This is a genomic window from Acinetobacter guillouiae CIP 63.46 (assembly GCF_000368145.1).
GTDB lineage: Bacteria > Pseudomonadota > Gammaproteobacteria > Pseudomonadales > Moraxellaceae > Acinetobacter > Acinetobacter guillouiae.
In genome coordinates, this window is the sequence record NZ_KB849291.1 from 43,683 (window position 1) to 48,939 (window position 5,257).

Consider the following 5,257-nt stretch of genomic DNA (forward strand, 5'->3'; position numbering starts at 1 on the left):
TCAGGGTGAAGTGTGTCTAATCAACAGGGTTTTCGGTCTCTAAGCACTTTTTAAAGGGAACATCATCGACTCAAATCTCTATTTGCAACAGTGCCGTAAATTTGAGAATGAATCTGTACGTACAGACTCATTCCCTATCTATAAAGATATTAGAAATAGCTACATAGAGTTTATTTCTAGTTTATTCAAATTAGTCGTTCAAATTAGGCGTTACTACGGATGAACAATAATTTTTACAGCAGACTCATTATTATGAATCAATGTTTCAAAGCCTTTAGAAACAAGATCATCTAATGCAATCCGTTGGGTAATAAAAGGTTCTAGATTAATCTTACCTTGCTCAACCAAACGGATAGTTTCCTGATGATCATTTACATAAGCAATCGTGCCACGAATATCTAGCTCTTTCATCACCACACTATGCACATTAATTGTGGCAGGATGGCTCCAAATAGAAACGATAACGACTACACCAGTTGGTTTCATTGCTGCAACGAGTGTATCCATGACTTTATTGACACTACTACATTCAAAAGCGACATCTACACCGCGGTCTTCTGTAATTTTCATTACCTCAGCAACTACATCAACCTTAGATGGGTCTAGTACATAATCGGCAACACCCGCTTCTATCGCTTTTTCTTTACGTTTTGCACTCAGTTCAGTAATGATGACCGTGAGACCTTTAGCCTTTAAAATAGCAGATAAAAGTAAGCCTATTGGGCCTGCTCCACCAACCAGTGCGATATCGCCAGCTTTTGCGCCACTTCTGACATAGGCATGATGACCGACAGATAAAGGTTCTATCAATGCTGCTTGGTCTAAAGGAATATCATTTGAAATAGGATGTACCCAACGCCGCTGAACTGCAATTTTTTCAGAAAGACCACCACCGCGTCCGCCTAAACCAATAAAGTTCATATTTTTTGATAAATGATACTTATCATTGGGGCCAGTCGGCACATCGTCAGCAATGATGTAGGGTTCAACTACGACATGTTGCCCAATTTGGATATCATCTACACCCTCTCCAACTGCATAAACCACGCCTGAAAATTCATGTCCCATTGTTACAGGTGCAGATTCTCCCGAAATTGGGTGTGGGTGACCACAAGGTGGAATAAAAATAGGACCTTCCATGAATTCATGTAAATCTGTACCGCAAATACCACACCACGCAACTTGAATTCCAACTGTGCCTGGAAGTACTTTCGGTTCAGGGATATCTTCAATTCGAATATCCCCTCGGTCATAAAAACGAGCTGCTTTCATTTTATATTCCTTATATTGATGTTAACGGTAAACCAGTGCGTACACGGCCTCAACTTTCAATAAAGTATAAAAGGTGTTTGCGTAGGCAATAACCTTACTTTTGATAGGCCAAAAGAAAGCAAAAGCCTTTGTTACCCATACATAACATCCCTATTATGATGGATAACGTGTGGCATCCCTGCCACACTCGTGTATCCAAACGTTGCTTAAATTAAACTATGTAATAGTGGCGACATAAAGGTGCTCTTATCGCTATATATTAAAAACTTAGTGGAACACTGTTTCTAAAGCTTTTAAACCCACTTTGGGATCAAGTAGACCGTTGTAAATTTCAGGGATTTCACGTTCCACCCCAAAAAATTCATAAATGGCAAGCATCGCCCCACGAACTGAATATTCCACAGTAAAGACCACGTCATCTTCAATTTCCACAAACTGTCCAAGGAAAGCAAAGTTTTGTGAGCCTTGTGGAATTACCTGTGGACGATCCCCCGGTTTACGGCAGGCGAATAGGGCAGAGGCGTATGGCATCATGGCGGTAGTAACATCAGTCGTTGCCAAAACATGATCTAAAATGTCGTCAAAACCGAGCTGTTTAATCAGTTCTGTTAGGATTTCTTGCCCCGTGGCTTCGGACATTGGTTTTTTGATGTAATCGCCTATATGGTCAATTTGGAAACCGTAGCCCCATAAGGTATATAAACCTTCAGGTAAGTCGGCAAAGTGTGGCTGTGCAGGAACCACGATGGATAAATGCCAACCCGACTCATACCAAGTCATGAGTGCGCCTGTGCCTGGTTCATTGCCTGTATAGTCAATAATACGTTTAAGTAGCACGTCATCTTTCATGGTCAGAGTGAAAGACTCCCACTTATGTTCATCGACATTGCCATAAAAAGTCATTGGACGGCCAAAGTCTGGGGCTTTTTGTGCCAGCGTTTCCCAAAGCGTCCAGCCATGATCTTCTCGATGACGAATAAGGGCAGGCACGTCATGATTACCGCCATAACGTGAGTCTGCTGTAATAGAGCCTAAAGTGAAAATAGCTAAATCATTGGCTTTCAGATTAATTTGCTCTGAGCCTTCAGGCAATTGTACATATAGGCGTGAAGCGTAGCGTTCTTGAGTTTCAGCATTGGTAATGAAGTCTGCATCTGTGACATAGTGTCCAAAACGCACATCGACGCCTTGTGCGACTAACCAACGCTGTAGGGGCAGAATCATCGAGTCATATTGGTTGTACTTGGTACGTTTCACACCCGCTAAGGTATGAATGCGTGGCAATTCTTGAATAAAACGCAAGAAATAGCGTCTTAACTCTGCTGCACTGTGCCATTTTTGAAAAGCGAAAGTCGTGCGCCACATGCGCCAGAAATTGGTTTCAAAAAAGGTTTCATCAAAAAACTCATCAATGCGGCGACTGCCAATTTTTTCTTCTTTTGAAGCTAATAGGCGCAGCATCTGTGCACGATGTAGCGTATTCAGACCAAGCTTTGCTGCATCCGCAATGACATGTTCGGCATCAATCAACCGTGCATTGGCGTGGGTTTTCACTTTTTCATTAAACTCACGACATTCTTCACGCACCGAAATGTCTGGATTTTCCAAAGATGGAATACTGGAAAATAAGTCCCATAGGCACAAATAAGTTTCATCGGTCAGCATTCGCCCACCACGTGTTACCCAAGCTTGCGCGGCATGCGGTGTATGTCCACCATCCATCGAACCACCTGAAATATCGAGTTCTTCTAAAATATGGATATTTTTGGCAGGGACTTTGGCATCACGGATTGCAAATGCAGCAGCAGCCATACCTGCGATACCACCACCAATAATCCAAAGATGGGACTGTTGTGCGTCTAATGGGGTGCGCTTCTTCTTTTGCATGGTTCACCTTTAATAATGATGTTAAAAACTATGAAGTATAAAATGTGATTTAGAAAAACCTTAAAAATAGTATGACTTTTTATATATGAAAAATGTATGAAATGGGAAGCAATTTACTCATTATATTTTGTAATCAAAAAAATGTAAGTAATGGTTATTTTTAATACACATTTGTATTTTTTTAAAATAAAATATGATTTAAGTAATTGATTTTATTATTTTATAGAGTAATCACTCTATTTTGATCATATTTGTTTGTGTCTGAAGAATGTGTTTGAAACTAGGCTTTCTATTGATCATTAAAAGATATAATTGAATAATAGATCTCTTTCATAAATCAAAAAACGAGCACCTTTTTGATTGATATTTGTACTCTAATTTTCTTAGCATTCGTGCATAATCTGCGGATGAAATACATTGATTCAAAGAAGCTTTCTGAAACACAGTTTAAGCGATATACAGGCATCTCATGGTCAACCTTTTATTTAAATGGTTGAGCAATTGCAGAAGCATGTTCCAGCTAAAGGCAGACCACCCAAGTGGCACTGTTGCAAATAACCACGAATGGTAAGTTGAAGACTGTTTTAGCTAAAGGTGCAGCATATGAATCCTTTCCATGGTCGGCATTTTCAGGGCGAAATCATTCTTTGGGCTGTGCGCTGGTATTGTAAATATGGCATTAGCTATCGTGAACTGCAGGAAATGCTGGCCGAACGGGGTGTGAATGTTGATCACACGACTATTTACCGTTGGGTTCAACGTTATACGAATCTAAAAATGGGAGCCTATAGCTCCCATTTTTATTGTTAAACGTTGAATCCTATATGTTTTCCTGTTGGAAGCTCTACATCAATACGGAGCTTCCCACCCATTGCCTCAACATACTTTTTCATGGTTGAAATCTTAAGATCATTGCCACGATTTTCTATTGCTGAAAGCGATGGCTGTTTTATTCCCAAAGTTTCAGCAAGCTCTTTTTGAGAAATTTCGAGTTCTTCACGAATAAGATGAAGCTGATTTTCTAGCAGTAATTCATCAGCCATTTTTTGAATACGGGCTTGGCTCTCTGGAGAGCGGCTAGCTAACAATTCTTGCAGAGTCTTAGCCATTAGATTTATCTCCTAGGGTAGTGAGATGAAGTTGGTATTGTTCATCTGCAATATCCAGCATGTCTTTATAAAAACGCTTTTTACCGCCTTTATCAGCAATACATAGAACAATAGCCTGTCGTAAGGGATCAAATGCGAAGAAAGCTCTTAAGGGTCTACCGCGATGTTGAACGCGCAGTTCTTTCATATTGGTAAATTTAGACTCATACACAGTATCTACTAAAGGGCGGCCTAAACTCGGCCCCTGCTGCTGTAGAACAACCAGGGCAGCTAGGACCTTCTCTTGAGTAGATTCATCTTGCTGTTCAAGCCACTGATTAAATAGATCTGTCGTAATGACTGTCCACATACCACAACCAAAATATAGATTATAGTCTATATTTTAGAGGCATTATGCTTGTTTTGCAAATGAGAAATGATAGGCAATAAAAAACCCCGGCATCCTGCCAGGGTTTTTTATTGGAACATTAGGTCTCTGTGCTCTTGCGTGTCTTATATAGCGCCATCCTGGTGCTTATTTTTAATTATATGGAACTTCCTGTTCCTGACCACTTAATCATATGAAAATTCTACTGTTCCAGATAGCCGCAAAGGGCCGAGATTGATGTGAGCCAAAGCGTACAAAATAGCCTAAATTTCATCCACAGCAATTGGGGATAGTTTTCGCCCTAGAAGAGCTGAGAACATTGGGAAAATGCCAAAATTGAGCATTTTTTAGACGATTTTATTGGCGAAAGATTACAAATCTGCTTAAAAAAACACGAGTTGTGAAAGCGTGTGTTTTCTGATCTTTTTGGTTTTGGTTTTATTGTGTCAAGTATATGATAAATAACACTATTTAAAAAGACTGTTATTCACCAATTAAAATGTCTATGCGATAAACCATTTAAAATGGGCACTGTTGCAAATAGGCTGACATGATAAGCTAAATATCTTATTTATTTCGAGATACAGCAGATGAATCCCTTCCACGGTCGGCACTTTCAAGG

The 5,257-nt window shown here is 39.9% G+C and carries 4 protein-coding genes and 1 pseudogene; 1 reads left to right on the top strand and 4 read right to left on the bottom strand.

Annotation, left to right across the window (positions count from 1 at the left end; all coding sequences use genetic code 11):
* Nucleotides 1-213 precede the first annotated feature (213 nt).
* Both F981_RS22730 and F981_RS22735 read right to left on the bottom strand, forming a co-directional pair.
* On the bottom strand, nt 214-1,272 hold the full coding sequence (locus F981_RS22730; RefSeq protein ID WP_004281883.1) for a 2,3-butanediol dehydrogenase: 1,059 nt from the start codon (nt 1,270-1,272) through the stop codon (nt 214-216).
* 267 nt (nt 1,273-1,539) lie between these two features.
* Complete coding sequence (locus tag F981_RS22735; protein ID WP_004726755.1) at nt 1,540-3,159, bottom strand: oleate hydratase; 1,620 nt, start codon at nt 3,157-3,159, stop codon at nt 1,540-1,542.
* 603 nt (nt 3,160-3,762) lie between these two features.
* Between F981_RS22735 and F981_RS22740 the strand changes: the two are divergent.
* A pseudogene (locus F981_RS22740) lies at nt 3,763-3,924 on the top strand (IS6 family transposase); the annotation flags it as partial.
* A 41-nt stretch (nt 3,925-3,965) separates the two neighbouring features.
* Here F981_RS22740 and F981_RS22745 read toward each other — a convergent pair.
* Nucleotides 3,966-4,268: a helix-turn-helix domain-containing protein gene (locus tag F981_RS22745; protein ID WP_001140620.1), complete on the bottom strand. Its 303-nt coding sequence runs from the start codon at nt 4,266-4,268 to the stop codon at nt 3,966-3,968.
* Nucleotides 4,261-4,617, bottom strand: a complete 357-nt coding sequence (locus F981_RS22750; RefSeq protein WP_000269911.1) for a type II toxin-antitoxin system RelE/ParE family toxin — start codon at nt 4,615-4,617, stop codon at nt 4,261-4,263. The genes F981_RS22745 and F981_RS22750 overlap by 8 nt, the downstream gene beginning before the upstream one ends.
* Nucleotides 4,618-5,257 lie beyond the last annotated feature (640 nt).

Coding starts and splice junctions, on each gene's coding strand:
- F981_RS22750 (WP_000269911.1), bottom strand. CDS start 4,617: ATGTGGACAGTCATTACGACAGATCTATTTAATCAGTGGCTTGAACAG.
- F981_RS22735 (WP_004726755.1), bottom strand. CDS start 3,159: ATGCAAAAGAAGAAGCGCACCCCATTAGACGCACAACAGTCCCATCTT.
- F981_RS22745 (WP_001140620.1), bottom strand. CDS start 4,268: ATGGCTAAGACTCTGCAAGAATTGTTAGCTAGCCGCTCTCCAGAGAGC.
- F981_RS22730 (WP_004281883.1), bottom strand. CDS start 1,272: ATGAAAGCAGCTCGTTTTTATGACCGAGGGGATATTCGAATTGAAGAT.